This window comes from Paenibacillus sp. P36, from assembly GCF_045866505.1.
Classification (GTDB): Bacteria; Bacillota; Bacilli; order Paenibacillales; family NBRC-103111; genus Paenibacillus_E; species Paenibacillus_E chondroitinus.
Genome location: NZ_AP038372.1, coordinates 1,433,893 through 1,460,353 on the forward strand (window position 1 = coordinate 1,433,893; position 26,461 = coordinate 1,460,353).

32 protein-coding genes are annotated in these 26,461 nt (G+C 46.6%); 21 read left to right on the forward strand and 11 right to left on the reverse strand.

Annotated features, from left to right (window positions below; genetic code table 11):
* Positions 1-253: 253 nt before the first annotated feature.
* On the reverse strand, positions 254-2,236 hold the full coding sequence (locus tag ACKTT9_RS06705; RefSeq protein ID WP_407870956.1) for a glycoside hydrolase family 127 protein: 1,983 nt from the start codon (positions 2,234-2,236) through the stop codon (positions 254-256).
* A 134-nt stretch (positions 2,237-2,370) separates the two neighbouring features.
* Between ACKTT9_RS06705 and ACKTT9_RS06710 the strand changes: the two genes are divergently transcribed.
* The 5 genes from ACKTT9_RS06710 (at position 2,371) to ACKTT9_RS06730 (ending at position 8,426) form a co-directional block, all read left to right on the forward strand.
* Positions 2,371-3,237, forward strand: a complete 867-nt coding sequence (locus ACKTT9_RS06710) for an AraC family transcriptional regulator (protein WP_407870957.1) — start codon at positions 2,371-2,373, stop codon at positions 3,235-3,237.
* A gap of 276 nt (positions 3,238-3,513) precedes the next feature.
* Positions 3,514-5,388 (forward strand): asparagine synthase (glutamine-hydrolyzing), encoded by a 1,875-nt coding sequence (gene asnB, locus ACKTT9_RS06715; protein WP_157319643.1) that lies wholly within the window; start codon positions 3,514-3,516, stop codon positions 5,386-5,388.
* A gap of 42 nt (positions 5,389-5,430) precedes the next feature.
* Complete coding sequence (locus ACKTT9_RS06720) at positions 5,431-6,165, forward strand: Cof-type HAD-IIB family hydrolase (protein WP_407870958.1); 735 nt, start codon at positions 5,431-5,433, stop codon at positions 6,163-6,165.
* 42 nt (positions 6,166-6,207) lie between these two features.
* Complete coding sequence (locus ACKTT9_RS06725; protein WP_127452951.1) at positions 6,208-6,687, forward strand: DUF456 domain-containing protein; 480 nt, start codon at positions 6,208-6,210, stop codon at positions 6,685-6,687.
* A 47-nt stretch (positions 6,688-6,734) separates the two neighbouring features.
* The gene (locus ACKTT9_RS06730; RefSeq protein WP_407870959.1) at positions 6,735-8,426 is read left to right on the forward strand and encodes an oligosaccharide flippase family protein; all 1,692 of its coding nucleotides are present in this window, start codon (positions 6,735-6,737) and stop codon (positions 8,424-8,426) included.
* Here the strand turns inward: ACKTT9_RS06730 and ACKTT9_RS06735 are convergent.
* Positions 8,407-9,579 carry a DUF2515 family protein gene (locus tag ACKTT9_RS06735; protein ID WP_407870960.1) on the reverse strand — a complete coding sequence of 391 codons (1,173 nt, stop codon included), beginning with the start codon at positions 9,577-9,579 and terminating at the stop codon, positions 8,407-8,409. The two genes, ACKTT9_RS06730 and ACKTT9_RS06735, sit on opposite strands and share 20 nt — an antisense overlap.
* 302 nt (positions 9,580-9,881) lie before the next feature.
* Here ACKTT9_RS06735 and ACKTT9_RS06740 point away from each other — a divergent pair, with 302 nt between their 5' ends.
* From ACKTT9_RS06740 to ACKTT9_RS06770, 7 genes are all read left to right on the forward strand, one after another.
* Entirely contained in the window at positions 9,882-10,139 is a 258-nt protein-coding gene (locus tag ACKTT9_RS06740) for a DUF4183 domain-containing protein (RefSeq protein WP_407870961.1), read from the forward strand.
* A gap of 27 nt (positions 10,140-10,166) precedes the next feature.
* Positions 10,167-10,586, forward strand: coding sequence for a DUF4183 domain-containing protein (locus ACKTT9_RS06745; RefSeq protein WP_407870962.1), 420 nt, complete (start codon positions 10,167-10,169; stop codon positions 10,584-10,586).
* Positions 10,587-10,824: 238 nt separating this feature from the next.
* Positions 10,825-11,211, forward strand: a complete 387-nt coding sequence (locus tag ACKTT9_RS06750; RefSeq protein WP_127452941.1) for a GntR family transcriptional regulator — start codon at positions 10,825-10,827, stop codon at positions 11,209-11,211.
* Positions 11,208-11,897 carry an ATP-binding cassette domain-containing protein gene (locus tag ACKTT9_RS06755; RefSeq protein ID WP_407870963.1) on the forward strand — a complete coding sequence of 230 codons (690 nt, stop codon included), beginning with the start codon at positions 11,208-11,210 and terminating at the stop codon, positions 11,895-11,897. Before ACKTT9_RS06750 ends, ACKTT9_RS06755 begins: the two co-directional genes overlap by 4 nt.
* On the forward strand, positions 11,894-12,724 hold the full coding sequence (locus ACKTT9_RS06760) for a hypothetical protein (RefSeq protein ID WP_407870964.1): 831 nt from the start codon (positions 11,894-11,896) through the stop codon (positions 12,722-12,724). The genes ACKTT9_RS06755 and ACKTT9_RS06760 overlap by 4 nt, the downstream gene beginning before the upstream one ends.
* Positions 12,725-12,740: 16 nt before the next feature.
* Positions 12,741-13,718: a hypothetical protein gene (locus ACKTT9_RS06765; RefSeq protein WP_407870965.1), complete on the forward strand. Its 978-nt coding sequence runs from the start codon at positions 12,741-12,743 to the stop codon at positions 13,716-13,718.
* A 14-nt stretch (positions 13,719-13,732) separates the two neighbouring features.
* On the forward strand, positions 13,733-13,972 hold the full coding sequence (locus ACKTT9_RS06770) for a hypothetical protein (RefSeq protein WP_407870966.1): 240 nt from the start codon (positions 13,733-13,735) through the stop codon (positions 13,970-13,972).
* A 67-nt stretch (positions 13,973-14,039) separates the two neighbouring features.
* Here the strand turns inward: ACKTT9_RS06770 and ACKTT9_RS06775 are convergent, their stop codons facing one another.
* Together ACKTT9_RS06775 and ACKTT9_RS06780 are read right to left on the reverse strand one after the other, a co-directional pair.
* Positions 14,040-14,240: an Arc family DNA-binding protein gene (locus tag ACKTT9_RS06775; RefSeq protein WP_157319634.1), complete on the reverse strand. Its 201-nt coding sequence runs from the start codon at positions 14,238-14,240 to the stop codon at positions 14,040-14,042.
* Between the two features lie 12 nt (positions 14,241-14,252).
* Complete coding sequence (locus ACKTT9_RS06780) at positions 14,253-15,092, reverse strand: SPFH domain-containing protein (RefSeq protein WP_157319633.1); 840 nt, start codon at positions 15,090-15,092, stop codon at positions 14,253-14,255.
* A 187-nt stretch (positions 15,093-15,279) separates the two neighbouring features.
* Here ACKTT9_RS06780 and ACKTT9_RS06785 point away from each other — a divergent pair, with 187 nt between their 5' ends.
* The 4 genes from ACKTT9_RS06785 (at position 15,280) to ACKTT9_RS06800 (ending at position 18,492) form a co-directional block, all read left to right on the forward strand.
* Complete coding sequence (locus tag ACKTT9_RS06785; protein ID WP_127452929.1) at positions 15,280-15,624, forward strand: thioredoxin family protein; 345 nt, start codon at positions 15,280-15,282, stop codon at positions 15,622-15,624.
* A 306-nt stretch (positions 15,625-15,930) separates the two neighbouring features.
* Complete coding sequence (locus ACKTT9_RS06790) at positions 15,931-16,830, forward strand: heme A synthase (RefSeq protein ID WP_157319632.1); 900 nt, start codon at positions 15,931-15,933, stop codon at positions 16,828-16,830.
* 155 nt (positions 16,831-16,985) lie between these two features.
* Positions 16,986-17,696, forward strand: a complete 711-nt coding sequence (locus ACKTT9_RS06795; RefSeq protein ID WP_127452925.1) for a Cthe_2314 family HEPN domain-containing protein — start codon at positions 16,986-16,988, stop codon at positions 17,694-17,696.
* A 7-nt stretch (positions 17,697-17,703) separates the two neighbouring features.
* Positions 17,704-18,492 (forward strand): SDR family oxidoreductase, encoded by a 789-nt coding sequence (locus tag ACKTT9_RS06800; protein WP_407870967.1) that lies wholly within the window; start codon positions 17,704-17,706, stop codon positions 18,490-18,492.
* 54 nt (positions 18,493-18,546) lie between these two features.
* Here the strand turns inward: ACKTT9_RS06800 and ACKTT9_RS06805 are convergent, their stop codons facing one another.
* Positions 18,547-18,792, reverse strand: a complete 246-nt coding sequence (locus tag ACKTT9_RS06805) for a NifU family protein (protein WP_157319629.1) — start codon at positions 18,790-18,792, stop codon at positions 18,547-18,549.
* Positions 18,793-18,889: 97 nt separating this feature from the next.
* On the opposite strand from ACKTT9_RS06805, the gene ACKTT9_RS06810 reads away from it, so the two are divergent.
* Positions 18,890-19,144, forward strand: a complete 255-nt coding sequence (locus ACKTT9_RS06810; protein WP_127452918.1) for a YuzB family protein — start codon at positions 18,890-18,892, stop codon at positions 19,142-19,144.
* A gap of 8 nt (positions 19,145-19,152) precedes the next feature.
* On the opposite strand, the gene ACKTT9_RS06815 is transcribed toward ACKTT9_RS06810, so the two are convergent.
* The gene (locus ACKTT9_RS06815; protein ID WP_407870968.1) at positions 19,153-20,217 is read right to left on the reverse strand and encodes an NAD(P)/FAD-dependent oxidoreductase; all 1,065 of its coding nucleotides are present in this window, start codon (positions 20,215-20,217) and stop codon (positions 19,153-19,155) included.
* A gap of 45 nt (positions 20,218-20,262) precedes the next feature.
* Positions 20,263-21,363, reverse strand: a complete 1,101-nt coding sequence (mqnE, locus tag ACKTT9_RS06820; RefSeq protein ID WP_407870969.1) for an aminofutalosine synthase MqnE — start codon at positions 21,361-21,363, stop codon at positions 20,263-20,265.
* Positions 21,364-21,733: 370 nt separating this feature from the next.
* Between mqnE and ACKTT9_RS06825 the strand changes: the two genes are divergently transcribed.
* Positions 21,734-21,913: an aspartyl-phosphate phosphatase Spo0E family protein gene (locus ACKTT9_RS06825; protein ID WP_246069031.1), complete on the forward strand. Its 180-nt coding sequence runs from the start codon at positions 21,734-21,736 to the stop codon at positions 21,911-21,913.
* A gap of 144 nt (positions 21,914-22,057) precedes the next feature.
* The gene (locus tag ACKTT9_RS06830; protein ID WP_127452912.1) at positions 22,058-22,429 is read left to right on the forward strand and encodes an iron-sulfur cluster assembly accessory protein; all 372 of its coding nucleotides are present in this window, start codon (positions 22,058-22,060) and stop codon (positions 22,427-22,429) included.
* A gap of 390 nt (positions 22,430-22,819) precedes the next feature.
* Here the strand turns inward: ACKTT9_RS06830 and ACKTT9_RS06835 are convergent, their stop codons facing one another.
* Together ACKTT9_RS06835 and ACKTT9_RS06840 are read right to left on the reverse strand one after the other, a co-directional pair.
* Entirely contained in the window at positions 22,820-23,503 is a 684-nt protein-coding gene (locus ACKTT9_RS06835) for a class I SAM-dependent methyltransferase (RefSeq protein ID WP_407870970.1), read from the reverse strand.
* Between the two features lie 74 nt (positions 23,504-23,577).
* Positions 23,578-24,624, reverse strand: a complete 1,047-nt coding sequence (locus tag ACKTT9_RS06840; RefSeq protein WP_407870971.1) for a MerR family transcriptional regulator — start codon at positions 24,622-24,624, stop codon at positions 23,578-23,580.
* 154 nt (positions 24,625-24,778) lie between these two features.
* Here ACKTT9_RS06840 and ACKTT9_RS06845 point away from each other — a divergent pair, with 154 nt between their 5' ends.
* Positions 24,779-25,459 carry a glycoside hydrolase family 73 protein gene (locus ACKTT9_RS06845; RefSeq protein WP_407870972.1) on the forward strand — a complete coding sequence of 227 codons (681 nt, stop codon included), beginning with the start codon at positions 24,779-24,781 and terminating at the stop codon, positions 25,457-25,459.
* Between the two features lie 41 nt (positions 25,460-25,500).
* Here ACKTT9_RS06845 and ACKTT9_RS06850 read toward each other — a convergent pair whose 3' ends face one another.
* Complete coding sequence (locus ACKTT9_RS06850) at positions 25,501-25,662, reverse strand: mechanosensitive ion channel protein MscL (protein ID WP_127452904.1); 162 nt, start codon at positions 25,660-25,662, stop codon at positions 25,501-25,503.
* 339 nt (positions 25,663-26,001) lie between these two features.
* Between ACKTT9_RS06850 and ACKTT9_RS06855 the strand changes: the two genes are divergently transcribed.
* Positions 26,002-26,157 (forward strand): sporulation histidine kinase inhibitor Sda, encoded by a 156-nt coding sequence (locus tag ACKTT9_RS06855; protein WP_127452902.1) that lies wholly within the window; start codon positions 26,002-26,004, stop codon positions 26,155-26,157.
* Between the two features lie 35 nt (positions 26,158-26,192).
* Here the strand turns inward: ACKTT9_RS06855 and ACKTT9_RS06860 are convergent, their stop codons facing one another.
* Positions 26,193-26,444, reverse strand: coding sequence for a hypothetical protein (locus ACKTT9_RS06860; RefSeq protein ID WP_407870973.1), 252 nt, complete (start codon positions 26,442-26,444; stop codon positions 26,193-26,195).
* Between the last annotated feature and the right edge of the window lie 17 nt (positions 26,445-26,461).

Here is a 26,461-nt window from a genome sequence, read left to right on the forward strand (position 1 = left end):
ACAGTCCCCTATTTGAGCGAAAAGGGCTTTTTTCGCGATTAAGAGGAACTGTGGGGTCTTATTTGTTCGCAAACTCCGCTTTTTCAGGGGAATACATCGAAATAAGGGACTGTAGTTCCCACTAAGACTTCAAATAGTGGGAACTTGGCAAAATAGCGTACCAGAGTTCCCTCTAACTGAGAATTCAAGGAACCAAGACCAAGTAAAAGCACAAAAAAAGAGGCCGCCTCAAAAAGCAGCCTCTTTCCTAACTTCACTGTTGTACCCGAATCCACACCGCCATCTCGCCAACCCCACGATTCCCCCATTGGAAATAGGGAACCGCCTGCAAGGCGACGGGGTCCGCCGATGGCGCCCAGCGACGGTACGACTCTGCCGAAGCCCAAGCCTCAGGCGTCGCATCCCTAAAGCCTTCTGCCTCAATCCTCACTGTGCCACCAAGCGCACTAGTGTCAGCCTCCACTTTCAGTTCTGTTCCACTCTGAAGGCTAAGTGTTGCGAGAGGAGCGCCATTATCGACCTGCTCAACGCAGTACACTAAAGGCCCTCTTTGAATAGCGGCTTTCCCGGCATTGCTGCGGATAAGCGGATTCGCTTGGATGAGGTGTGCCTCCATCGGAAGCAGCCAAGTGACGATGTCACCATCCGTCCAAATGCGATCGATAATCGCATAGCCATTCTCAACCGCGTACGCATCCTCTTTTTCACCGTTGATGAGCAATTGAGGTTGGCTGTCGCACCAGTAAGGCACGCGCAAAGCCAATGTGAACGAGCGTGGCTGAGCCAAACTTAGTTCAAGCGAAGTATCCCCACTCCAAGGCAACGAACTGACTTGTTTCAACCCAACTTGTGTTGCATCGTCCAACGTAATCGTACTTTCGCTGCCGATAAACAAATGGCAGTTGATTCGTCCTGGTTCAGTCGTATAAATATACTCCCCAAGCGAAGAGAGAATCCGCGCCAAGTTGGGAGGGCAGCAAGCGCATCCAAACCATTTCTGACGCTCAGCTTTCACATGACGTTTGCCGGGATTGTTCGCAGAAGCTTGTGGCCAAACCTCCAACGGATTCACATAAAAGAATCGTTTGCCATCCTGACTCATACTGCCGATGATGATGTTATATAGCGCCCGCTCGATCACGTCGGCATACTCGCTCCGCGATTCTAGACGCAGCATACGCTGAGCAAAATACACTAAACCGATGGAAGCGCAAGTCTCGGCATACACCGTATCATTCGGCAAATCATAGTCGAACGAGAACGCCTCCCCATGGTGCGTCGAACCGATGCCTCCCGTGATGTACATTTGCTTCTGCGTCATATTCGCCCAGAGCTTCCTGCATGCGGCAAGCAGCTTCTCGTCCCCGGTCAATCTGGCCAAATCAGCCATGGCCGTGTACATGTAAACGGCTCTAACCGAATGTCCGATAGCCGTATCTTGCTCACGAACAGGCAGATGGCTCTGATTATAAATGCTGCTCAGACTCGGCAAAGGGGTTTCACCTGCGCGATAGATAGAGGTTTTTCCCCTGCGCTCCCACTCCCCATCGAAGAAATCCGGCCGTTGTCCTCGCTCATCGATGAAATAGCAGGCAAGCTGGAGATATTTCTCCTGTTTCGTTACCGTATACAATTTGACCAGCGCCAATTCAATCTCTTGATGCCCGTCATAGCCTCGAATTTTTCCTTCTTCGGGGCCGAATACATCCTGAATATGATCCGCAAAACGGCACATCGCATCCAGCAGCTTCCTTTTCCCTGTAGCCTCAAAATATGCAACGGCAGCTTCAATCATATGGCCTGCACAATACAATTCATGGCACTCGTACAAGTTCGTCCAACGCTTGCCAGGCTCTTTAATCGTAAAGTATGTATTTAAATAACCATCGCTTTGCTGCGCTTGTACGATCAGGTCAATGGTCTCGTCTGCGGTCTGTTCCAATGCTGCATCAGGCTGTTGTTGAAGGGAATAGGCGACAGCCTCGAGCCACTTGGCGAGATCGGAATCCTGAAACACCCAACCGTGATATTCCCCTGTTTCCAGCCCTGCGGCAATTCGGAAATTATGGATGGCATGGCTAGGTTCGGCATCGGGAACACGATCATTCAGGGCTTCCCATTGATAGGGAATGACCGTATTGCGAACAAGACTGACGTAATGATTCCAGAAGTCATCGTTGATTTGGATTTGATTCAAGGACAATTTGTGCTTGGCCTGCAGCAGTGCATTTGACATGAAGCAACCTCCTGAATTTGCGAAATAGGCTTTACTTTCTCCAATTATATGAGGGATACTGGGGAAGAAACAGGTAGAAATGCAACCAGTTATTTATAAAATTTCACACAACTTTTTAAAGGAGACGCCGCCTAATGAAAGAGATATCGTTCGCTGCACCGCCTCTTCCTTATTATTTGGAGAGCGGGTTCAGGGCGTACCAGGCAGGGGACACGCATCCGGATCGCGCAGGGTTAGGGATGTATGATCTTCTTCTCATTACGAAGGGTACGCTACATTTGGGGGAAGAGGAGTTGACGTGGAGCTTGACCGAGGGCCAATACGTGCTGCTGCTTCCGGATAAATATCATTATGCCGTGCGTCCGTGCGAGGCGGAATGTCATTTTTATTGGCTTCATTTTCAAACAAGCAGCCCTTACACGATCAGAGAGAGCAAGCCCTTTCCGCGCAGCGAATTCGTTTTACCTCAAAAAAATGAAATTACCCTTGCTCAACAAGGCGCAGCATCGGACCCCGAGCGGATCCAAGAGCTTTGGCACCAACTCCTACAAATGTCCGTCTCGGAAAGGTCTGTATCGTTCTGGGAAGAGCAGCGCATTTTTACGGAAATTTTGCGTGCGTTAGATATTGGAAGTAAACCTGATGAGCAATCCAAAGTACATAGGTTGGCTGAGCGAATCGAAGCTTATCTTAAGCAGCATTACTCGGCTGATTTGACCAATGAGCGGTTGGCTGACGAGTTCCATTTTCATCCGAATTATTTGAGCCGCTGTATGAAAAGTGTGTATGGCTGCACGCCACTCGAGTATTTGCTTGCCTATCGAATTGAACAATCCAAGCTGCTGCTGCTGAAAACGCAGTGGTCCATTGAGCGCATCTCTGAGGAGGTGGGCTTCCATCATGCCGCTTATTTCTCGAACTGTTTTCGTGCCAAAATAGGTCTCTCACCGCTTGCCTACAGGAAGCAATATATAAGAGGTGGAACCGTTAATCATTCCTGAGCATATGTTGAGGTAAGGAGGAGAACCCTCCTATACGCCAAAAGTTGCATGAGGTAAACTTTTGTGCGTAGAGAAAAGAAAGGTGGGGGACAGCATGAAAACGACGCGATTCACAGCTTCATTAAAAAGACTGATCATTACCTTCATTTTCCTATGATAGACAGCTGAATGCGTACTTTCATCCTATTTCCAGTATGGCGGACGGATATGGTATACTAATGTATCGGTATTCGCGAGAGATAGTTTGATGAATGGTACGGAGGAGTGAGTTTCACCATGTGTGGTATTACGGGTGTGATGTATTTTGAAGATAGAGAACCAACAGTTGCCATGCTGCAGCAAATGACGGATGTGATTGTGCATCGGGGACCGAACGATTCCGGTTTTTGGACGGATAATCGAATTGGTCTCGGCTTTCGCCGGTTGTCCATTATTGATATTCAAGAAGGGCATCAGCCGCTAGCCAATGAGGATGATTCCGTCTGGATCATTTTTAACGGAGAAATTTATAATTACAAAGAGTTACGCGGAATGCTGCAGGAACGCGGGCACCAATTCCGCACGCATAGCGATACGGAGGTTATTGTTCACCTTTATGAGGAGTTCGGAGAGGAATGCGTCAAGCATTTGCGCGGCATGTTCGGATTCGTGATCTGGGACAAGAAAAAGAAGCAGCTGTTCGGAGCGAGAGACCATTTCGGCATTAAGCCGTTTTATTATCATGTCAACGACCGTCAGTTTTTGTTTGGCTCGGAAATTAAGAGCTTGCTCGCTGCGGATGGCATGAACCGGTTGATCCATACGGACAGCTTGCTGAACTATCTGACCTTTCAGTATGTTCCGGAGCCGAACACGATGTTCCACGGCATCCACAAACTGCCGCCGGCCCACTATGTCAAGGTAACCTTCGATGGCGAAATGTCCATACATAAGTATTGGGATCCGATGTTCGAACCTGAGGAACGTCCTTTTGACTATTACGTGGAGCAAATCCGCGAAACGTTGAAGGACTCCGTCAAGCACCACATGGTCAGTGATGTGGAGCGCGGATGCTTCTTGTCCAGCGGGATTGACTCCACGGCCATCGCCACCCACATGCGGAACATTGAACCGATCCGCACGTTCTCCGTTGGCTTCGAAGGCGCCAACAACGAGACGCCAATCGCCGCCCAAACGGCTGCGGCGCTTGGCACAGAGCACTACGACAAAGTCATCACGAAGGATGACTTCTTCAGCACGATGCCGAAGGCGATCTGGCACCAGGACGAGCCTGTTGCCGATCCTTCGGCCATTGCCCTCTACCACGTGGCGCAGCTTGCGCGCGAGCACGTGACGGTTGTGCTGTCCGGCGAAGGCGCGGACGAGCTGTTCGGCGGCTACCGCATCTATCGCGAGCCGCAGTCGCTGCGGCCGATCGATCAGCTGCCGCATTCGATCAAGCGCATGCTGAACCGCTTCGCGCGGATGCTGCCAAGCAGCGTGAAGGGGCGCAACTATGTGTTGCGCGGCACGACGCCGCTGGAGGAGCGCTTCCTTGGTAACGCGAAGATTTTCACAGAGGATATGAAAGCGGAAGTGCTGCGTCTCGATACGGAGATGCTGCGGGCCTATAAGAATCCCGTGCAGATCGCTGGAGACTATTACAACAAGACCAAACATCTTGATCCGGTCAGCCGGATGCAGTATATCGATATGAATCTGTGGATGCCCGGCGATATCCTGATGAAAGCCGATAAAATGACGATGGCGCATTCGCTTGAACTGCGCGTTCCTTTCCTGGATAAGGAGCTGTTCGATGTGGCACGCCGCATCCCGGCGAAATATCGCATTGCCAATGGAACGACCAAATATATTTTCCGCAAAGCGATGGAAGGCATTATCCCGGACCCAATTCTGAACCGTCCGAAGCTGGGTTTCCCTGTACCTTTGCGTCAATGGGTACAAGGTCCGATGGGGGATGTGCTGCTTGAGCAGATCAAAGCCAGCGGAATTGAAGATTATATTAATATGAACACGGTAGAGCGGATGCTTCAGAAGCACCGTAACGGCCAGGGCGATTATGCGCGCCGGATTTGGACGATCTATATTTTTGCCCTCTGGCATATGACTTTTATGGAAGAGCTGCCTAAGAAAGTGCTCGCTGCTTACTAGGTCTATCAAGGACGACAACCGTATAGACAGGAGATGGGGAACGTGGGACTTTATAAGTTAATTGCCCTCGATATGGACGGTACCTTACTGGATGAGGAGAAAAAAATTTCGCCGGAAAATCAATCCGCCATTCGTCAAGCGACGGAGGCTGGCAAAATCGTCATCATGTCGACTGGCCGCGGAGCCATCAGCGCCTTGCCTTACATTCAGGAGCTGGGGCTATCTACGCCTATGGTTATGGTAAATGGCAGTGAAGTATGGGAGTCGCCGGACAAATTGCTTCGGCGGACACTGCTTCCGGTTGAAACCGTGAGCCGATTACATGCGCTCGCTGAGGAGCATGACTGCTGGTGGTGGGCTTACTCTGTCGAAGGTGTCTTCAACCGCGAGCGCGAAGGTCTGGACATCCCGAACGGCGAATGGCTGAAGTTCGGTTTCTTCACGGAAAACGCGGAGAAGCTGCAGCGTATTCGCGAAATTGCAGAGAGCTGGGGAACGCTTGAAATCACCAACTCTCATCCGTCGAACATTGAATTAAACCCGCTTGGGATTAGCAAAGCAAGCGGTGTGGAGGCAGTCTGTCAGCTTCTGGGGATTCAGATGTCGGAAGTGATTGCGATGGGGGACAGCCAGAATGATATCACGATGATTCGTGAAGCGGGTCTTGGCGTTGCCATGGGCAATGCGCAGGATGAAGTCAAACAGATTGCGGATATCACGACGGTGACGAACGAAGAAAGCGCGGTTGCCAAAATCATTCACGCTTATATGCTGTAATTAGCCGGTTTAGCCAGTACAATATCGGACGGAGATGAGCCTATGATCACGTTAGCCTGGAGCTTGGTCATTCTTTTGTTTGTTGTAGGTATGATAGGTGCGGTTTATCCAGTGCTGCCTGGTGTTTTGGCTATCTATGCGGCGTTCTTCCTATATGGCTGGCTGATCAGCTTTGAGCCGTTTGGCTGGGTGTTCTGGACCACGCAGACCCTGATTGTTCTTATTATTATGGTTGCCGATTATGCTGTGAGCGCAATGGGAGTCAAGAAATTCGGGGGTTCGAAGGCGGCTGTGATCGGGAGTACGATTGGCCTTATTGTGGGGCCTTTCGTCATTCCGGCTTTCGGGTTAATCATAGGACCTTTCTTAGGCGCTGTGATTGGTGAAATCATTATCGGCACGAAATGGCAAAATGCGATCAGCGCCGGGATAGGCTCCGTGATCGGTTTCTTTGCCAGCAGTGCTGTCAAAATTGTGCTGCAACTGGCGATGATTGTTCTCTTCTTGATTTGGGTTTTTTAATTGAACATGATGTTGTTTGAATAAAGGATTAGAGAGTAGGAACACATTTGACGAAGGAAACCAAAGATTCTCTTGTAAAAGGGACGCTCATTCTCACCGTAGCCGCGCTCGTAGCGCGGTTTCTCGGCGTTTTTCAGCGTATTCCGCTCGTGCACTTGTTGCACGAGGGGGGAATGGGCAGTTATTCGATAGCTTTTAATTTGTACTCTATTCTTCTTGTTGTGGCGACAGCAGGGATTCCCAGCGCGTTAAGCAAAATGGTATCGGAAAAATATGCGATCGGACGACCTGACGAGGCAGAGCGAATTTATCGCGCAGCTATTTTATTTGCCATCGTCGCTGGCGTATTCATGACCGTGCTGTTATATGTGTTTGCGCCGATTTATGCGGAACAAATATCACACGGGGGACCCGATGCTACGCTGGCAACCCGTGCTATCGCGCCGGCCATGCTGTTCTTCCCGCTTATTGCGATTATGCGCGGTTATTTCCAAGGCCGACAAAACATGATGCCTAACGGAGTCTCGCAAGTGGTGGAACAAGTTTTCAGACTGGTCACCTCGATTGGTCTTGCCTTTATTCTTTTAAATATTAGCTTGGGCTGGGGAGTTGCGGGAGCATCTTTCGGCGGGGTTATGGGCGGAATCGCCGCGCTTGCCGTTATGCTTTACTATGCGATGAAGCTCAAACGCAGGGACGCTCAAAGGCTGAAAGAAAATGTGTCTTCCGCCGCGGCTCATGAAACTGCAGCCGGGCACTCCTCGGCGGCTGCAACAGCACCTGCAAGGTATAGGGACATTTACCGCAGCCTGCTGAAGCTCTCGATCCCGATCGTCATCTTCTCAGTGACGGTTACTTTGGTCTATGCGATCGATACGTCGATCATCATTCCCCTCTTGGAAGGGAAGATCGGCAGCAGCGAGGCGCTTGGTTTGGTCGGGATTATCGGGGGCCGGGCGCAATCTCTGGCGGGTATCCCGATTATTTTGGCGATTGCGCTCAGTCAATCCGTTGTGCCGATCATTTCAGCAGCGTACTCCCGCAAAGATCTGAAACAGGTAGGGCATCAAACAACCAGAGTGCTGCAGCTGTCTATTTTATCGGGCTTGCCTGCGGTGCTCGTTATCGCGATTGCTGCCCGTCCGCTTGATTTCTTCATGTTCGGACATGAAGATACAGCCTATGGGATGAGTCATGGACCTTACATGATCTCCTTGCTGACTTTGGGCGCTATGTTCCAAATTGTCATGCAAACCTCAGGTGCCGTATTAATGGGCATGGGCCGTATGAAACCGCTGATGCTGCATGTTGCTGTTGGTATTGCGGTTAAGCTTGCCGGCAGCTTCTTGCTCGCTCCATGGTTCGGCATCTATGGGATCATTGGTTCCACAGGGCTTTGCTTCATTGCTATGTCATGGCTCAATTTGCGCACGCTGCGCAAAGAAGTGAGCTTCACCATTCTTGGCCGGCGCTTCATCGGTTTAACGATTTCAATTGTGGTCATTGCCGGCTTAGGCTTCGCGGCTGAGTGGTTGACCCACACGTATGTACATCCAACCAGCTTGTACAGGATCAACGAAGGAATCAACGCAATACTTGTTTGCGGCTTCACGGCTGCTTTATACCCGCTGATGCTCATGGCGACGCGTGTGGTTACGAAGGACGATGTCAAGAATTTCCCAGCGCCTGTTCAAAAGCTGATCGGCAAAGCAAGCCGCCTTATCGGACGACGTTCATAGCCTGCGCTGCCAGTATGGCGAGCTCAATGCTATTAAGCCCTTCGCTCATGGCGCGGGTTAAATCAAAGGTCTGCGGCACTTCGATAGGGTGCATATACCCCATTGGCGTTTCAACATCTTGAAACCAGTCGCCAGGTTCCACAGGCAGTAATGGCCGATCCGGCCATACAGTTTCAAGTGTAGGACTATACAAAGGCGAGCTTCCCTTCTTGAGGAAGCAGCCATCCAGCCTCTCCTGATAGAGATGATCAGGGGGGGCTTTTTGTATGGGTGTAAATAAGTGAGGCCAATAGTCAGCGCGTGAACCCGTATGGGGCGTCGATGCAGCGAAGCGGAGTACACCTTGCAGCACTTCTGGCGCTCCGATTAGAACCGCGTAAAGGCCTTTCCCAAGGGCTATGCGTTCAGCTAAGTCGGCAAAATTCTCGAGAATGAGTCCAGCCAGACGAGGCTGGGGGGAGCCGGCTTCGGCGGACGGGGACCAAAAAGGGAAAGCAATTTGATTCAGCTGCATCCAGCCTTGAGCTTTAAAAAGTGTCTTATCTAGAACGGTTTCTCGGAACGTGCCCTTCTGGACAATTCGCTGCTCGATGTAATTTTGTTCATTCACAATAAGAGCAATCGTCAGCGCGGTGGAGTCCGGGTTCGTCCAAAACTCATGCCAGACAGGGACCATCCAGATGGAAATATTGAAATGGGGAAGCAAGTGAAACAGGTTCTTCTCGCGCTTCTTACTTTCGTCATAAAGCAGTAATTGTGGATAAGCATCTTGAAAAATAAGCCCATTTGCGCGTTCCAAAAAAGCAAACAGATGCTCAACTTGATCACTGTCAATAAGGTGCGGCAGGAGATCGCCATGCAGATCGGTCATGTTCCAACCACCGTTGCGGGAGACCATATGTGCTAACAGAGCCCAGTGCAGCTCGGGGTGCTTCTGGTAACAGGCCCAATAGGCCATTGTGCGTGTTACGTTATTACGATTCTCCTCCCGGGTTCGCGCCCGTATGTCCTCCACGATCCGTGTCTCCTCCGCTGTAAGAGGAAATGGCTGAACACCGCCTCGAAGAAGCTCTAATTGTTGGGTGAGCCCCTTTTCAAATCGTTCTGCGATGTTTTTGGATAAAGGGATGATCTCCAACTGTGTTGATCTCATAATAACCTCCTCGACCTCACCTGCATCATCTCCTTATTGTTAGCCCGTTTACTCGCAGGTATGTGAGGATACCGCGCATGTAAAGCTGCTTTTTTCCATAAATGGGGGAAGCACCTGATAATTTAATCCAATTACTGGCATTATTTTATGCATAAAATGAACTAACAGAAGTCAGCGTTGGCGGGGTGATTTACATCAGCATGAACTTGTATGTGGCAAGTTGTCGTCCATGCCCTAAGAAGGCGTCTAAACGGCGAAAAAAAAGGTCCAGGCATAGAACCAAACGTCTAGGCGTCAAGTTTTTGGCGCAGACCTATTTCTTCTATGCCATTTCCGATGGGGAAAAAAGGGAGTATACCAACGAAGATCAGACTCCCGGATACGGGATTCAATCTATTCCAAGTCCGAAGATGATCTCGTATCGACAAGTCTTCGTGAACGGTGTTCTGCAGCCTCGAACGTTATACCATATACGGGAAGGAGCTTTAACTTTAACTTCAGAGGATGTTCCAGAAAAAGGGGTCCCCATCATTGTCCAAAGCGTCCGTATCTATAGATAGCCATTGGGAATTAGGGAAGGGGGTGAAATGATGGCAGCGTCTCTGATTAAACTTTTTGTGACCGCTACAGCTTCCGCGCCGGTTGCTACTGGGGGTACCGTTGAAACAACGGTAGATCCTGCTGTAACAAGATATAGCGCAGTTCTTACAGCAGGTATGATTACGACGGATACAACGATTCCAGCAGCAAGCTTTTTAGATGATAACGGCAATGCGATTACAGACCTTCCAGCACCTCCGACAGACGGTTACTACAACGTATATGTCAACGGTGTGCTGCAAGTGGCTGGATTGTCTACCCTTACAACGGCATCCCTGGTTTTAGCTACGACAGCAACTACAGCTGGTGCACCAGTCGTTCTCGAAGTCTCTGATTTCTCCAATACGACTTCTGATATTACTGTAGAGCCGACAATTTCTGCACCGACAATTACAGTTACTGTATAATACGGAAAACATCCCTCTAGCTTAGGCTAGCAGGGATGTTTTTTTGTTGTACCTGATGTGATCTATTAGTCGTATTGAAGAAGAAATTGGTGATTACAATTCATAATAGTAAATATATAGAAGTTATTTGTTGACAAAAGAAGTGTATGAAGGGTATAGTACACTTAGTGTATGAGTCAATTAATACACACACTATAATTATCCAGATTTACTAAGGAAGTACATAGGAGATGGGTAGATGAACATTACGTTTAACAATCGCGATCCGGTTTATCTGCAGGTTGTCCGACATTTTAAAGAAGAAATGGCAACAGGCAAGTTGGCTGCAGGCCAGGAAATTCCATCTAGACGCGAACTTGCAGGTTTGCTCCAAATTAATCCCAATACGGTACAGAGGGCGTATAAAGAAATGGAGGAGCAACATTTGATAACAACCGCGGGTAATTCCCCTAGTCGGATAACGACGGACAAGCAGGTTTTAAATTCGATTCGTCAAGAGCTTATTCAAGAGGCTGTGGAGGTTTTTATACAATCCATCAAAAAGATTGAACTCCCCACGGATGACCTGCTTCGTTTTGTCAAAGAGAAGTACGAAGCAGAGCGAGCAAGGGAGGTTAAAGAATGATAGAAGTCGATCAAATTGTTAAGAAATATGGGAGAAAAAATGTGCTGGATGAGGTCTCTTTCACAGCGGAAAAGGGAGAAATCACTTGTCTTATTGGCATTAACGGCGTCGGCAAATCGACAATCATGAAAGCCATTATGGGGCTAACTCCCATTGGAAGTGGTCGAATTCGAATTGACGGCCAGCCTGTTAACAAGATGGCCTATGAGAAGGTTGTGTTTATTCCTGATACGTTGACGATGCCTTCTTCTATGAAAATAGGAGATGCCATGCAGTTTATGCAGGACTTCTATACGAACTGGAATGAGAAGCGGGCACAGGATCTGCTAGCTTTTTTTAAATTGAAAAAGGAAGACCGGCTAGGCAGCTTGTCCAAGGGGAATTCGGCGAAAGCGAACTTATTGCTCGGACTCTCCTTGGACGCTGATTACCTGCTCATGGACGAACCTTTCTCGGGGATTGATATGTTCAGCCGTGAGCAGATCGCGGCTGTGTTCACCAGCCATCTGATTGAAGACCGAGGAGTTCTGATAACGACGCATGAAATCCACGATATTGAACATTTGATTGATAAAGTTGTGCTGCTTGAACAAGGCCGGGTGTTGAAACAATTTTATGCGGAGGAAATGCGGTCCAAGGAAGGGAAATCCGTCGTAGATGTTATGAGGGAGGTGTATTTGGCATGAGCAACTTTGGAAAATTGCTGAACTGGGAGATTACCCGTTTTAGCAAATTTTATGGCGCATTGTTTGTTATTACTTTGCTTTTGCAATTATTGGACGTTTGGTTATATACGCATGATTATATGAATAATGCCGAAAGAGCGATGGAGAGCCAATCAATGACTGCTGTCCAATATGTCCAGAATTATAGCAAGGCCAGCTTGAATGGTTATGATAATATCCTATTTGATTGGTCTATTAGTCTATGCGGTGTGACGCTTCTCCTCTATATTTTTCTGATTTGGTATAAGGAATGGGTTGGGAGAAGTACGTTTGCTTACAGGCTGCTTATGCTGCCAACTTCGAGAATGAATGTGTATTTGGCTAAATTGAGCGCCATCCTCTTGTTTGTTTGGGGGCTTGTTGCTTACCAATTCCTACTTATATACGTTCAGATTGCGGCATTCGAAGCTTTGATTCCAAGTGAATTCAGACAAGACTTAACAGTAACGGAAATCATCCGGCAACACCCTTTACTCAAAATCCTGCTTCCCTCGTACTTCAACGAATTTGCTCTGTACTATGGAGCAGGCTTGGTGAGTGTGATCATCTTGTTTACAGCCGTTTTACTGGAACGCAGTTATCGTTTCAAAGGAATTGGAGCGGGTATCCTCTATAGCGGTGTGGCAGCGTTTCTTATCATACTTCCTCAAATCATCTCCGAAGTATGGTTCCCGGATTTCTTTTTTCCAAGCGAACTTATTCTGCTGGAACTTGTGATGGGCATCCTTGTCACTGCTTTTTCAGTATGGTTCAGTTCCTATTTGCTGCATAAAAAAGTAACCGTTTAAGGAGGCGCCCCCGACAATGAAACGTTATTGGATACTTATAGTACTTATTCCATTTAGTGTATTAACGATTAGTATGTATTATGCTGCAGCGTCTCAATTCGACAAACCCGATTATTATCTCAAAACATTGGGAGGCCGCGAAGAGGAAGCTTCTCATTTAACGGTAAAAGGACAATACATATCTGAGCCGATTGCCATACGTTCCTCCGGGAGCGTCTACCCGTACGAAAAGGATTCCTTCTGGGAAAAGATGGATTCATCGTATTTCTACCAAGAAGAACTGAGGGAATTATTTCATGATTACCGCTCTTTTATGAGAGGGAAAAAGAATCCGAATGCTTTTTATGTGGACGAAAAGCAGATTGTCTATGTGAAATATGATTCACGTTTTCATGAAGACGAGGCCCAGTCGAATATAATTGACATTTCTGTGATGGAGAGAGAGAAGAAGAGCAGCGTATCATACGAGGTGAAGCTGCCTAAAGAACAGAATGAATATATCTTTGTAGCGGATGTCTATGTGGAAGACCAGACCATGAAGTTGTTGGTTAATCTTTATCAAAAGTCCGGTAAATATTCGCAGCCTAAGGACTCTAAATATGTCATGTATACCGTGGATCTGGATAAGAAAATCGTAGAAGGAAAGCAGGTAATTGCAACGGGTGTTTCTCAGGATAATACGTTACATACCTTGACGACACTTATATCGTCAAACGAAGTGATGAAGCCGAACCGTTATTTGCTTTTTGACCAGACCTCCTACGCAATAAATGGTGCAAACGATGACTCCGCAGATGGGAAGAAGAAAGACATCGTGAATCGGGAACTTTTGTATTACGATATTTCGAAGGGCCAAATGAAAACCGTTCAAAACGAACTTGTTCATGACCTGCTCATGAACGGAAAACCCGGGGAGCTTAGAATTAATTATATGGGCGACGATGTGTATTTTTCTCCTTCTATGATCAATCGCGGCTTGTTCGTTTTAATTTGACGGAGAGGAAGCTAATGAGCGACGTAAAAATTGATCTGAGAGATTGGCTGAAGGATGGGCCGCAGGGCGGGTTGCAGGTTCAAATGGGACAGATTACCGATAGCCGGCTTTATATGAATGTTTACGGCAGGAGAGCTCCCGGTGTGGCTGTGGTTGATTTAGATACCGGCAAGCTCGTCTATGAAGGCGAGGTTGCGCGTAAAGATGGGTTGAAACTAAGTAATATTATTTTCGATGGCCTGTCTGTAAAGTAGTAAAACCCCCTGACCTTACGAAGGTCAGGGGGTTTGTTATTGGTGAGGGTGCCTGCCCGGCATACCTTCAAGAATCAACTTGCTCATCTTTTTCCGAGTCAGAACCGTAGGGTCGGACCTTCGGCAATCGTCCCGCCCGCTGCATCGATTCTCGAAGCAAATACTCAATATGGCTGTTAACGCTCCGGAACTCATCCTCCGCCCAGCGCTCCAAAGCTTCATAGAGCTTGGGATCGAGTCGGAGCGCGAAGTTTTTCTTAGGAGCCATAGCGGTGTCCGTTTAGTATAGCGAGCCGGTATTAATGACCGGATTCGCTGAGCGGTCCGATACAATGGCTACAAGCAAATTGTTGATCATGGCCGCCTTCCTCTCTTCATCGAGCTGCAAGCCTTCGGCTTCGAGGCGGGCGATGGCCATCTGAACCATGCCGACAGCTCCGTCAACGATCGTTTGGCGGGCGGATAAAATAGCTGAAGCTTGCTGACGCTGAAGCATGGCGCTTGCAATTTCGGTTGAGTAAGCAAGGTGAGTGAGACGAGATTCCATGACCTCGACACCTGCAACCGAGAGACGATGCTGAAGCTCAAGGCTAAGCTCAGCGGCTACTTCATCGGCATTCCCCCGGAGCGAATAACCTTCGCTGTCGAATCGGTCGTAAGGATATTTACTTGCTACATGGCGAAGCGCCGTTTCACTTTGAATTTCGACGAACTTCTCATAGCTATCTACATCAAATAGCGCTTTGTACGTATCTACGACTTTGAACACGACGACGGCGGCGATTTCGATCGGATTGCCCTCGATATCGTTGACTTTCAATTTGACGCTGTTAAAATTGCGAACCCGCAAGGAAATTTTCTTGCGATTTGAAAATGGAACAATGAGCCACAAGCCGCTCTTCCGGATCGTACCTAGATAGCTGCCGAAGAACGTGACGACGGAGGCTTCGTTCGGCTGTACGGCTGTAATGGTCGAAACAAAGATAACGCCAAGTATGATTAAAATGACACCCGGCAAGATACGTTCCTGTGTCAGGAGTAAAACCCCTAATCCTCCGCCAATAATAAATAACAAAATGCCAAGAAATCCATTAATGGACCAAGCTTGTTTTTCCTTCATGTAATCAACATCCTTTCAAGTTGGAGTAGCCATTTCATTTGAATATCTATTTGATATAATTATGATATCACTTTTTACTAATAATGTAAATACAGGCGAAGAGGAAGATGCTGTCATTCGTAAATCTTGACACGCTTTTTGGGGCATGCTATAAGTTAATAAATTCCTAAGCAGTGAGGTGCTCATCATGTTGAAAATTTCCAATGAACAAGCTTTTCAAGAACAAATCTCACAACCGGTATTAACGATCGCTGTATTTAAAGCTACTTGGTGCAAAGACTGCCACTTTATTGAGCCATTCATGCCGGCTGTAGAAGAAGCTTATAAGGGGCGGATTACTTTCGTTGAGCTGGATCGCGACGAAGTGCCGGATTTGTGTGAGCAGCTGAACATTCTCGGTATTCCAAGCTTTATCGCCTTCCGCGACGGCAAAGAGCTTGTTCGTTTCGTCAGCAAATTGCGTAAAACGCGTGAAGAAATTGAGCAGTTCCTTGATCGGGCTCTCGAGGTATCAGGTGCTCTTGCCCCATAAATAGAAGGAAGAGAAACGGCTCTTTTCAGAGTCGTTTTTTTAGTAGATAAGGAAGTAAAAGTTTTTTACTTTTGCTTCGCTCTACCTTGATAAACCCTCTCGTCCTAAAGGACGACGAAGTCGTTTATCCTTGGATATGGCATGAAAATCACAACTTCGCCATGAGTTTGGCCGAATAGCGGTGGTTTCGGAGCTTTGTAACAATTGCGAATGGATTTGCCAACTTTTTAAAGATATAATTGAAAACGAACGAAACGAATATTCGACAAGATCCACAGAAGTCACGACGTAAAAGTAGGTGCAATCATGCAAAAACTGATTCAAAGGCTAGCGAATTTGTCCGCCATCGGCATGTTTCTCATTCTTGCAATGGGGGCCTTGGTTACAAAGGCTGACGCAGGAAGAGGCTGCGGAGACGAGTGGCCGCTATGTCATGGGAAATTCGTCCCGGCGCATACGATATCATCGTTTATCGAATACAGTCATCGACTGGTTGTCGGTATCGTGACGCTAATCCTGATTGCCACATTCATCTTAGTGTTTCGTTATGTTAAACGGAAAGATGCGAAATACTTCATCACTGGAACCGTTGTTATGACGTTGGTACAAGCGGTAATGGGCGCACTCGCCGTCGTTTGGCCGCAATCTTCACTCGTACTGGCGCTTCATTTTGGCTTATCCCTCCTGGCGTTTGCGTTTTCCCTGCTGCTTGCGCTTGTATTCACACCATGGGGCCAATTTCAAAGAGATACAGCCATTCGCAGTTCCTTTAAGGCGATCGTATGGATTACGACGATCTATAGCTATATTGTTGTTTACTTGGGTGCTTTCGTTCGTCATACGGTATCATCAGGCGGGTGTTCAGGCTGGCCGTTGTGCAATGGGCAAGTCATCCCTGAGCTTAGTGGTGCGACGGGCATCGTTTTTACACACCGGATTGCGGCTTTACTGCTATTCCTGTGCATTCTCTTTCTTTACTTTCAGGCAAAACGTTACTACCAGAGCTCAGACAAATTGCGCTTTGGCAGCAAATGGGCACTCATTCTAGTATCCCTGCAAGTTATCAGCGGAGCTGTCGTCACTTGGTCGATGGGGAATGAACTCGCTTATTTGCTAACTGGCATGGTGCATGCGGTAATCGTTGCCGGTATGTTTGGTTTTCTATGTTATTTATGCGTGCTTACGCTATATGATCGCAAAGCATAAGGCCCTGACAGGGCTGACTTCTGGCAATAGGACAGAACGGTTTTGTGGGAGAAGAGGCCTTCTTACTATAGAGAGGGCTATTTCTTTTTATTTATGCCCATACTTACTTCTATTGTTGTTCATCCATAAAGCTTACTAAAAAAGGGGGTGTACCCATGCTGCGAGCATTATTCCATGAACCAGAGCGGGTAGACAGCGGGCTCCTGCTGGAGGCTGGCAATGCAGTACGAGTGTTTATCGAGCATCTGGAATCGAAGGAACATCACCACACGGCCTCAGACTACCCGAAATACCACCGGCAAGCGATCTGGAGTAAAGGGTTCATTGATGCATTAGACGAGCTTGAGCAGAGCAAATACTGCTGCGAGCGTTACGCTGAGCATATCAATAAAATGTTTCTCGAGGATATGAACGCGCAAGAGATGGAAGCCTATCGCCTTTTCGTTTATTTTTTCAAAAATGCCTTCATTCGGCTGTTTTCCATTTTGGACAAATTGGGTACATTCATGAATGATTTATTTGAGCTCAAGACGGAGGTGCTGAAAGCGCGGTATTCGTACTTTACGGTATTGCGCAGGATGCATGAGAAGAAAATTCACGGGGCGTTAGAAGTTCAGCTGTATACGCTCAAAATGGATTATAAATCTCCGCTCGATCGGCTGCGCAATCAACGCAATATGGAGATTCACTATATTAATGCCGAAATGCTGGATGATCTGATGCAAAAGGAGCCGTATCCGGGGGATCGGATTCATGTCGAAAATGTAAAATCAAATGTCGCCGATCTTCAGCAGGGATTTGATATGGTTTGCCGAACCTTAACTATAGCATTCTCTTATATTACGGCTAGTATTGCAAAGGGGTAAGAGGACCATGGAATTAAGAGGCCGAACGGTTCTTATTACAGGCAGTGCGAAAGGACTCGGCAAAATGACCGCCATCACCCTGGCTAGACAAGGGTGTCAGGTGGCTGTCAATTATGTGAATAGTGAAAGGGAAGCCGCTGAGCTTGTCCATCACTTGCAAGATTTTGGTGTTCGCAGTATAGCCGTCCAAGGCGATGTCGCTAAGCGGGAAGACATAACACGCATGGTGGAACAAACAGCGTCACAGCTGGGACCGATCGATATTCTCGTGAATAATGCGGGGCCTTTTTTCCGGGAACGGCGATTTTTTGCTGATTATGGTGTCGATGAAATTGAATATTTAATGCGCGGCAATTTGCTTGGCGTTATGGAACTTGATCAATTGGTTTTACCGATGATGAGGGAGAAGCGGTGGGGGCGGATTATCCATTTTGGATTTGGACGAGCCGCTGAAGCCAGAGGCTGGACACATCGCGCTGTCTACGCGGCAGCGAAGGTAGGCTTAGTCTCCTTCACGAAGACATTGGCTGAAGAAGAAGCCAGCCACGGGATCACCGTGAATATGATTTGCCCAGGCGACATTCGCGGGAAAAATAAAGAGCGCACGATGCAGGAGGCCCGTCTGGAGGTCGACGGCGAAACGCCGGTAGGTAGACCGGGGACCGGCGAGGATGTAGCCAGGGTTATCGAATTCTTATGCTTACCGGCTTCTGATTTCATCACAGGCAACATCATGGATATATCTGGAGGGCTCGACCCCATCCAGCCGCTGCCGCTGCTTAATCAACGCAAATAGATTAGCAAAAAGAGCTTACCATAGTGGTAAGCTCTTTCTTATGATATAGTCGTATTAGAACACTTGCACGACTTCAGTTATACCTTCAACTTCTTCAACAAGTGCACGTTCGATACCGGCTTTCAACGTAATGGTTGAACTCGGGCAGCTTCCACAAGCACCCATCAGTTTCAGCTTCACAATACCATCTTCTACGTCAACGAGATCCACGTCGCCGCCATCGCGTTGTAGAAAAGGACGAAGTTTATCTAAAACCTCAAGGACTTCATCATAAATAGCTTCTTTTGTTTTTTCAGACATTTGATTCATCTCCTTTCTTTTAATATTATATTACAATAATGATTAAATGAAAATGGTTTTCAACTTGAATATATCGACATAAGGTGGAATTTTTATTATGAGACCAATCATAGAGTTTTGCGCCAGCAACATGCACAATGGAACAGAGAAAGTCATGAAAGCACTAGAACAAAATCCCGACTATGATGTCATCGAATACGGCTGTCTTGGTAATTGCGGACAGTGCTACATGGAGCCCTATGCCCTATTGAACGGCGAAATCATTGCCGCAGAGAACGCAGATCAACTTCACGAACTCATTCTTGCTAAGATCAAAGAGATTGAAGCGATGTACGATCTGCTAAGCGATTGAGCCTGAACTTACCCGAAGTGGCGTTTCGATTTCCAGAGAACGCCACTTTTTAGCATACGGGCGATTTTGCCTGTCATCAATGTGCGTTTACCCATGATACCGAACCCGGCTTTTTTACCAAGTGAACCTAATGTACCTCTGAGCTTGATTTCACCCAGCCGCGGCGTTTCACCTTTCCAAATCGCTTGCATGACTTCAGCAATCTGTTTCCCTTGTGCTTGCGCAGCTTGCGCACTTGGTGAGAAAGGCAGGGAAGCACAGTCGCCGACAACGTACACGTCTTTATGATCTGGGATTTGGTGATATTCATTTAACATAATACGCCCTTGACGGTCTTTGGGGACGTTCAGGGCTTCAACAATTGGATTCGGCTGAATGCCTGCTGTCCAAATAGTCGCATCAGTTTGAATGATTTCATCCCCGTTGTACAAATCTCCACCATCCAGACGACATAACGAAACGTTCGGACGAAGCTCGATATGATGCTGGGCCATCCATTCCCGCACATATTGCTGCAGGTTGCTTGGGAAAGCGGACAGCAGACTTGGACCGCGGTCGATGAGTCGAATGTTGAGATCAGACCGGCTTTCTCTTAACTCCGCAGCCATCTCCACACCGCTTAAACCGCCGCCGATAATGGAAACTTGTCCATAAGGCGCGATGTTATTGATGCGTTGGTACGTAGCGCGAGTTTGCGCCAGCGTTTGAATGCTGGAGGAGAACTCTTTGGCACCCATGATGCCATGATAGCTATCTACACAGCCTAGACCAATTACAAGCCAATCATACGTGACAGGTTCTCTATCTTCGAAAAGAATTTCCTTTTTCTCCAAATCCACCGAGGACACTTCTCCGTAAGTCAGCAATAAACGAGGATCATCTGGATAAGCTACTCGAATATGCGTTTCTGCAATTGTCCCTGAAGCAAGTGCGTAATATTCCGTTTTGAGCCCTTGGAAAGGACTCCGATCGATCATTTCCAGTATGGTATCCTCCGGCAAATCTTTCTCCAGCATGTTCAAGGCTATGGTCAGACCGCCATAACCTCCTCCGAGAATCACAAATTTTTTCATAACACTCCGTATCCCTTCTTGACTATTCTCTCTTCTCTAGTATGACTAATACACTTTGATTTCATTATAAAAGGTATCGCGTTCAACGGCTGTACGTCCAGCACCTTGAATTAACCAAACAAGCTCGTCCCTAGTAAGACCTTCAGGGGATAGCGCGCCAGCTGCGTGTGAAATCTTCTCTTTCACGATCGTGCCGTGGGCATCAGAAGCGCCGAAGGTAAAGGAAAGCTGAGTCAATTTCGTACCAATATTAATGAAGTAAGCTTTGATATGAGGGAAATTATCCAGCATTAAACGGCTGATCGCGATGGTTTTCAGCTCGTCCCAAGCAGGTACGCGTCTTTTGAGACCCGCGTTTTTGCTGGCAGGTTGGATGGAGTTCGGAATGAAGACCAAGAAACCGTTCGTTTCGTCTTGCAGTTCGCGTAAAAGCATCATATGTCGGATACGTTCTTCTTTTGTCTCAATCGAGCCGTATAGCATCGTGGCGTGAGTTTTCATGCCAAGCAAGTGGGCATTACGATGAACGTCGAGCCATTCTTCCGAAGAAGCTTTTTCGACTTTCATTTTGGACCGGTAGCGCTCCGTAAGAATCTCGGCTCCGCCACCTGGCAGTGTGGATAGGCCAGCATCCATCAACGTCTTCAAGACATCTCGGTAGCTTAAGCCGCTAATCCGTGAGAAAAATTCAATTTCTGCCGCGGTATGCGCCTTAATGGTCACATCAGGGTAAGCATTTTTCAATTGGCGAATGCAATCAACGTAATATTCAAAAGGCAAATGAGGATTATGCCCTTGGCTAATATGGAACTCTCTGATTTCCGGGTTATAATGTTCAGCTACATACTCTAACATTTGGCTTGGCGTAAGCGTGTATGAACCTTCTTCGCCCTCATCGCGACGGAAATGGCAAAAAGCACAATGCTCCTCACATACATTCGTGAAATACAAACTCATATTTTGCACAAAATAAACCTTGTTTCCGTTCAATCGTGTGTTTACTTTGTTTGCCATTTGACCTATGCTCAAAAGATCGTCCGATTCATACAAAAATAATCCATCCTCCAAGGATAGACGTTGACCGTGTTCAACTTTTTCGGCAATTTCCGCCATCCGTTTGATCGGGTCTGTGGTGATTACACTCATTTTCATTCCTCCTATGAAATCAAAATAAAGCACATAAAGAATCGACGCATCCATCTGCAGATGATTTCATGCGCCTTAGCGGTGTGAGTGGCTCGCCTACCTGTCAGCCAGTTCGGTTCAGGAATTCACACATATAGGGAGCTCTGAGTTGGCTCAAAGACTCTCTAAGTTTTCAATAAACGTACAAACTTTCCTAATCATTATAAACCTCCCTGTGGGAGGGGGCAATATGATGAACATGGACATAAATTGACAATCTAGGAAATCTACAAATTTTGCTATCAAAATTCATAAAAGGTTATTCCCAATATTAACAAATTCCTGTATACTATTGCAATGTGATTACGTAGGGTTAAAAGGTGATTATATCGTGCCAACATATTTCGTGACCGAACTGCAGGAGCGATTAGATATAGCAATCGAACAGCTTCGAGACCAAATGGTGGCTTTAGGCACTGAATATGGTTTCCTGCATCCTGAAGTGCAACAGTGTAGTCGAGAATTGGATCAGTTGATCTTGCAATATTATGCGATGCAACGCAAGCAGTAAGCCTTTGGGAACTTTGCTAGTCATGTATGCGCACCTGCCCTTGAGCAATGCATGGAATAGGAGTATACTTGATAGTAAGCATTACGAAACTTATGGATAATGCCAGTTTTCCACAATGGGAAACATCAAGGAGGGATTTCCGTTATGATTAACATTAGCGAATCTGCGAGTGATAAAATTAAAGAACTTTTGGCTTCGGAAGAATCACCGAACCTGTTCTTGCGACTAGGCGTCAAAGCTGGCGGTTGCAGCGGGTATTCTTACGGAATGGGCTTCGACGATGATCAAAAGGCTGACGATAAAGAATTTACCATTCACGGCGTGAAAGTGGTTGTGGATGAAGAAAGCGCCAAATATCTATACGGTGTCCAAATCGACTTTGAAGACAAGGGCATGGGCGGCGGTTTCACCATCAACAACCCGAATGCAGTAGCATCCTGCGGTTGCGGATCTTCCTTCAAACCAGCGGATTATGAAGGCACACCTGAGCCTTGCGATGATAAGGTTGAGGCTTAATCAATTAAGATGAGAGCGGCTTATAGCTGCTCTTTTTTTTTTGCCCATTTTTGGACAAGCAATGAAAGAATTAATCTTATTTTCATAAAACTTCGTTAGAGAAGGAGTATAATTGAAGAAAGTTCACAATCTTGACGAATTTAGATGGGAGTGATTTTGGTGAAACTGTTCAGAAACTTTTTGCAAGGATTTTTATATGCGTTTATCTCCATTGGCGCTCTTCCGTTCTTATTGGTCAAAATTATCCTCGAATCATTTTCCGGCTAATGGATAGAAGCATTGAGTCTTCTTTTATAATAAGTAAGAAGCAGCGGATCATCTTGCTGCTTCTTTTTTTTGATTTTACGGTGCCACACGATGAGGAACAGGGCGAGGGAACTCTGAGCTTCTCTAGCGCAACCACCAAACCCCCGCGCACTCCGGAAGCTGTATCCACCCTTCTTTAACAACTTGCTGGGCCAGCTCATCACCAAAGAAAAAACGACTCAGCCGCTCCGCCTCCTCCAAGCTGTCAAATTGATAATCCGTCCGAATCCAAGTGTGGGACATCCCAAATTCGTTTTCAAGCAAATCATAGTAAGCACGCAGAAAACTCGGGGGATTAGGGACTGTCGAACCCGTTCCGAAATTCTCGAAAATAATGGCGCAACCTCCAGGGTGCAGCACTCGCTTTATTTCCGCCATCACCTGGCGGATGTTTTCTTGCCAACTTGGAATGTCAGAGCTCCCTAAATAACAGATACTCCAGCCTGATACGATTAAATCGTAGCTATTGTCAGGGACAGGGAGGGCTCGATGGTCAGCCACCTGAATGCTCCAGTTGTGCAAGCCGGCTTTTTGAAGACTACGTGCCGTTACTTGCAACATGGCTTCTGATGCATCGACGGCCAAAATGGATTTGGCCTTAGGGGCAAGTACACGGGTCAATCTGCCAGAGCCAGCCCCTAGATCTAGGATGTCAAGATCTTCAACAGGATGGATGCTTTCGATTACCTCTAAGAGACTCGGCTGCTTAGAAATGAGCAGATCGTAAGTTTCTGCTTCTAGTTTGTAAATTTCATCATGGTTAGGCATAGTTCAAACTCCTTCTTAAGTTACGTTACAAATCCATCGTAAGGATTGACGTAAGGAGAAGGTCAACTATTTATTTAGCGGATTGGGACGGCATAAACTATAGTGAGCAGCTCATTCAGTTGTTTAGACTTGGTGATATACCCGTTTTCGTCAAACCAGCTGAGTAGCGTAGAGCTTGTTGCGTAATACGCATTCAGAATCAGCTGGATGTCATCCGTTCTGCCTTGGCGCTCTAAATCAGCTATGTACTGTACTTTTTGATCATCATTTTCAAACATTAAATCCGTGATGCATATTCGACCGTGGGGTTTCAATACGCGGCGCATTTCGTCTAAAGCCAGTATTTTTTGTTCATCGGAAATATGGTGCAGGGCAAAGCTGGTTACAATGAAATCAAATTGTCCATCCAGATATGGAATAGCAAGAAAGTTCCCCAGCTTAAGTTCCATCTGCGGATGCTTGCGCCCACAGAGCTTCAGCATTTCCTTGGATTGATCAATCCCGGCGATAGGAGTTCCCTTATCCAGAAACTTGCCTGCTAAATTTCCCGTCCCTGTTCCAATATCAAGTCCCCGTTCACCCGCCTTGGGAGCAACCCAATCGATTGTAGTTTGCAGAGCTTTCTCATAATCCTTATATTCTCTATCATTATTGACTACATTGTTGTCATGGGTTATGGCTTGATGGTCGAAATTCCATTTATCATTCCAATTTTTTCTCGTTTCTCTCAATCGTTTGGATCCTTCCGCTAGCAAGAAAATATCATCTAATGGAAGTGTTTGTTGATATTTTAAAAGATCAATCATTGTATCCGTCGTTTCAATAATTTGTTTGAGCTCCAGCCACTGAGAAAAGATGATGGACCGCTGCATTTCCAAATAATACTGCAGTTGTTCGGTATCTTCGTCGCCGGCTAGAGGTAACGCTTTTTTAATATCCTCAATCGTCATCCCGGCTTCTCTCAGCGAAATGATCGTTTGTAACCGCCATACTTCCTTTTCCGTAAATCTTCTATATAAATTGTGTTCTTGCTTGTGGGGAGAAATCAGCCCTTTTTGTTCATAAAAGCGAATGGTTCTTGGAGAAATGTTAAGCTTCTCTGCTAATTCTTTGATTTGCATATTCAATCAGCCCTCCTTTCCTTACTAAACCTTAACCTAAGGGAAAAGTAAAGTGGGACTGAGACGGAGTCCTCATAAGGGGAACCTTTTGCTCACGGAAGAATAGAATAGATTGAAAGAGTACTAGCTTAAACTAGGAAAAGGGGGTGAGTGCATGGTAACTAGACAAGCATTTATCGAGCTGATTGCTCCGATTGCTGTAGAACTTCGTTTGGATCATTCTCCGATCTTCCCTTCTGTTCGTATTGCACAGGCGATTCTGGAGACGGGTGGAAATGTGAATGCGTGGAACAACTTGGTAGGATATAAGGTTGGCAGCGGTGTGCTTACACCTTATTGGACAGGGGACAGAGTATCGGCCTTGACTTGGGAGATGGTAAACGGTGTGCGTTACGATAATGTGCCTAGTGATTTCCGCGCATATCGATCGATCGAATTCTGCTTTCGGGATCAAGATCTCCTCTTCCAGCTGCCCCGATATGTGAATGTAAGGAACGCCAAAAGTTCAGGAGAACAAACACAAGCCTTGCAGAGCAGCGGCTACGCCACAGATATCGCTTACGCCAGTAAGCTGAATAATTTGATACAAACTAATGGATTAACGAGATATGATGAGGAGGTTGTGAAAATGTTGGAACAGCTGCAGGCACAAATTGCTGCCTTACAGACCAGAGTAAGCGCATTAGAAGGACAAGCGGCGCTAAAAGAAGTGCCCGAGTGGGCCAAAGCTGCGGTTGATGCGGCGGTTAAAGCGGGTCTTATTGATACCCCGAGAGACGGAAGTTATGACTTTTACCGCTTGTTAACGGTGCTTCATCGTAAAGGGATTATCTAACATAGCAAAAAAAAAGAGCCGCAAGTGACGGGGATTCATTCCTAGTACACGATGCGGCCTTTAATTTTTACGTTGTCACCATATTTGTCTTTCATAACCTTTGTTTGTTCTAGCATATACGAGTAGATTTCTTTCAAGCGGTTCTTTTTGGGCTTAATCGTTTCTTTGATTTCACCATTCAGTACAATATCGTAGACGATCATGTCTATCACTCCTTTGATTAACTTTCTAATCGTATTATAAACAATGAATATTAACGGGCGATTAAAAATTCTTTTCAAATTTGTGAACTTCGTTAAGGAAATATTAAGTATTACACGGAATTTTACAAATTAAGTGATCAATTTTTTTTATCAGTATACGCATAGTCTAGCATGTGTATAACTTTATACACAATATCCCCCAAGCAATCATACCGTTTAGGGGGGATATCAACAATTTACCCACAGGATATACACAATTTTCTGTGGATAATGGAACAGTTGTTCTATTTTTAACCCCATGATAATATAATTACAAATTATAGAATAAAGGTGATTTCAGTGAGACAAATTAGCGACGAAACATTGATCGACTCTTATTACAAAGCACTGGATTTGAGATTAGAATCAGATTTTGTTGATCTATTGCTCGCCGAAATCCAGAGACGGAACTTGAAGCTGCAAGTCTACATCAAGGATGAAGCTCCGCTCAACTAATGGATTAACAGATACATATCTAAGAGAGTTGATGCTCATAGATTCGGTATCTGAATGGTTAAACTGTGCATACAATCGGGGCAATTGAGCAAATGAAGGCATTCACCACCATGACCCGACAACGTGCCGTCCGAATCGGACATCGAGTACACATCAATCTCCCGATAAGGGGAGTAGGGACCAAGGTAGTCGCTTAGTCTGCCGCCATCACACATGGCATGTGAGCACACGGGGCAGTCGGTGGTTAATTCCTGCAGGCCATTGCAAACCGGACATATAGATGACAAAGGGGTATTCCTCCTAA

What these genes read in the sequence shown, in the direction of transcription:
- ACKTT9_RS06795 (WP_127452925.1), top strand. Translation starts at nt 16,986, where the DNA reads ATGCTGCGAGCATTATTCCATGAACCAGAGCGGGTAGACAGCGGGCTC.
- ACKTT9_RS06850 (WP_127452904.1), bottom strand. Translation starts at nt 25,662, where the DNA reads ATGATCGTCTACGATATTGTACTGAATGGTGAAATCAAAGAAACGATT.
- ACKTT9_RS06780 (WP_157319633.1), bottom strand. Translation starts at nt 15,092, where the DNA reads ATGAAGGAAAAACAAGCTTGGTCCATTAATGGATTTCTTGGCATTTTG.
- ACKTT9_RS06725 (WP_127452951.1), top strand. Translation starts at nt 6,208, where the DNA reads ATGATCACGTTAGCCTGGAGCTTGGTCATTCTTTTGTTTGTTGTAGGT.
- ACKTT9_RS06805 (WP_157319629.1), bottom strand. Translation starts at nt 18,792, where the DNA reads ATGTCTGAAAAAACAAAAGAAGCTATTTATGATGAAGTCCTTGAGGTT.
- ACKTT9_RS06755 (WP_407870963.1), top strand. Translation starts at nt 11,208, where the DNA reads ATGATAGAAGTCGATCAAATTGTTAAGAAATATGGGAGAAAAAATGTG.
- mqnE (WP_407870969.1), bottom strand. Translation starts at nt 21,363, where the DNA reads ATGAGTGTAATCACCACAGACCCGATCAAACGGATGGCGGAAATTGCC.
- ACKTT9_RS06765 (WP_407870965.1), top strand. Translation starts at nt 12,741, where the DNA reads ATGAAACGTTATTGGATACTTATAGTACTTATTCCATTTAGTGTATTA.
- ACKTT9_RS06735 (WP_407870960.1), bottom strand. Translation starts at nt 9,579, where the DNA reads ATGAGATCAACACAGTTGGAGATCATCCCTTTATCCAAAAACATCGCA.
- ACKTT9_RS06750 (WP_127452941.1), top strand. Translation starts at nt 10,825, where the DNA reads ATGAACATTACGTTTAACAATCGCGATCCGGTTTATCTGCAGGTTGTC.
- ACKTT9_RS06840 (WP_407870971.1), bottom strand. Translation starts at nt 24,624, where the DNA reads ATGCAAATCAAAGAATTAGCAGAGAAGCTTAACATTTCTCCAAGAACC.
- ACKTT9_RS06770 (WP_407870966.1), top strand. Translation starts at nt 13,733, where the DNA reads ATGAGCGACGTAAAAATTGATCTGAGAGATTGGCTGAAGGATGGGCCG.
- ACKTT9_RS06790 (WP_157319632.1), top strand. Translation starts at nt 15,931, where the DNA reads ATGCAAAAACTGATTCAAAGGCTAGCGAATTTGTCCGCCATCGGCATG.
- ACKTT9_RS06815 (WP_407870968.1), bottom strand. Translation starts at nt 20,217, where the DNA reads ATGAAAAAATTTGTGATTCTCGGAGGAGGTTATGGCGGTCTGACCATA.
- ACKTT9_RS06835 (WP_407870970.1), bottom strand. Translation starts at nt 23,503, where the DNA reads ATGCCTAACCATGATGAAATTTACAAACTAGAAGCAGAAACTTACGAT.
- ACKTT9_RS06745 (WP_407870962.1), top strand. Translation starts at nt 10,167, where the DNA reads ATGATGGCAGCGTCTCTGATTAAACTTTTTGTGACCGCTACAGCTTCC.
- ACKTT9_RS06785 (WP_127452929.1), top strand. Translation starts at nt 15,280, where the DNA reads ATGTTGAAAATTTCCAATGAACAAGCTTTTCAAGAACAAATCTCACAA.
- ACKTT9_RS06760 (WP_407870964.1), top strand. Translation starts at nt 11,894, where the DNA reads ATGAGCAACTTTGGAAAATTGCTGAACTGGGAGATTACCCGTTTTAGC.
- asnB (WP_157319643.1), top strand. Translation starts at nt 3,514, where the DNA reads ATGTGTGGTATTACGGGTGTGATGTATTTTGAAGATAGAGAACCAACA.
- ACKTT9_RS06775 (WP_157319634.1), bottom strand. Translation starts at nt 14,240, where the DNA reads ATGGCTCCTAAGAAAAACTTCGCGCTCCGACTCGATCCCAAGCTCTAT.
- ACKTT9_RS06705 (WP_407870956.1), bottom strand. Translation starts at nt 2,236, where the DNA reads ATGTCAAATGCACTGCTGCAGGCCAAGCACAAATTGTCCTTGAATCAA.
- ACKTT9_RS06710 (WP_407870957.1), top strand. Translation starts at nt 2,371, where the DNA reads ATGAAAGAGATATCGTTCGCTGCACCGCCTCTTCCTTATTATTTGGAG.
- ACKTT9_RS06800 (WP_407870967.1), top strand. Translation starts at nt 17,704, where the DNA reads ATGGAATTAAGAGGCCGAACGGTTCTTATTACAGGCAGTGCGAAAGGA.
- ACKTT9_RS06810 (WP_127452918.1), top strand. Translation starts at nt 18,890, where the DNA reads ATGAGACCAATCATAGAGTTTTGCGCCAGCAACATGCACAATGGAACA.
- ACKTT9_RS06830 (WP_127452912.1), top strand. Translation starts at nt 22,058, where the DNA reads ATGATTAACATTAGCGAATCTGCGAGTGATAAAATTAAAGAACTTTTG.
- ACKTT9_RS06845 (WP_407870972.1), top strand. Translation starts at nt 24,779, where the DNA reads ATGGTAACTAGACAAGCATTTATCGAGCTGATTGCTCCGATTGCTGTA.